Origin of the sequence: Trinickia fusca (assembly GCF_003628145.1) — a bacterium.
Classification (GTDB): Bacteria; Pseudomonadota; Gammaproteobacteria; order Burkholderiales; family Burkholderiaceae; genus Trinickia; species Trinickia fusca.
Genome location: NZ_RBZV01000040.1, coordinates 1 through 1,082 on the forward strand (window position 1 = coordinate 1; position 1,082 = coordinate 1,082).

The 1,082-nt window shown below is 64.8% G+C and carries 1 protein-coding gene; it reads left to right on the forward strand.

From position 1 onward, the window contains the following. The coding region (locus D7S89_RS27060; protein WP_183085365.1) for a hemagglutinin repeat-containing protein at nucleotides 1–1,082 on the forward strand (1,082 nt) is incomplete at both ends.

Sequence of the window (1,082 nt, forward strand, 5' to 3'; positions counted from 1 at the left end):
ACGGGCAAGGCGGTGCTGGGCCCGTACACCGATATTCAGTCGATGTCCGAGTCCATGCTGGCGTCCGGCGCCGCGCTGTCGAAATCGCTCGATCTGCCGCTCGGCATGAGCCTGTCGCCGACACAGGTGTCGCAGCTGACGGGTAACGTGATCCTGATGGAAACGCGGGTGGTGAACGGCCAGTCGGTGCTGGTGCCAGTCGTGTACTTGGCGAAAGTGAGCCAGGAGAACTGGAACGGCCCGCTGATCGCGGCAAATGATGTCGATCTGAAGAGCGTGCCATCGTTCGTGAACAGCGGCACGATCAAGGCGATGAGTACGCTGTCGATCGACGGCCAGCAGATCGATAACGCGTTCGGCGCGCTGCAAAGCGGCAGCCTGGCGAAGCTGACGACGACCGGCAATGTCGATCTGACGTCGGCGAACGTGAAGGCCGGCAGCCTGCTGGTGAACGCGGGCGGTGACCTGATTCTGGATACCGCGACGCAGACCGTCGAACAGGTCAGCGAGACCGGCGCCACGCGGATCACGACGACGCTCGGGCCGCAGGCGACGATCGACGTAACGGGCGACGCGGCGATCGTGACGGGCGGCAACTTCCAGCAGAATGCGGGCAACCTGACGGTCAGCGGGAATCTCGCCGCACAGATCGGCGGCGACTGGATGCTCGGCGCCCAGCAGACCGGCGAGCACAAGGTTGTCGAGCGCGCGAACGGCGTGTCGGACACGAATATCAATCAGGTAGTCGGCAGTTCGGTCGAGGTGGGAGGCGTTTCGACTATCGGCGTGGGCGGCGACCTGACGGCGCGCGGCGCACAGTTCGACCTTGGCCAGGGCGGCACGATCGTGGCCAAGGGCAATGTGTCACTCGGTACGGCGAGCGCGACGTCGACGGTTAACAGCAACAGCTCGGGCGACGACGGCAGCCGCAGCTACGCGGAGACGCTGCACAAGTCCGACCAGACGCTGACCGGCACGACGCTCAAGGGCGGCGACACGGTCAATCTCGTGTCAGGCAAGGATATTTCGGTCAGCGGCAGCACGATCAGCCTCGACAAGGGCAATGCGAACCTGCTGGCGGC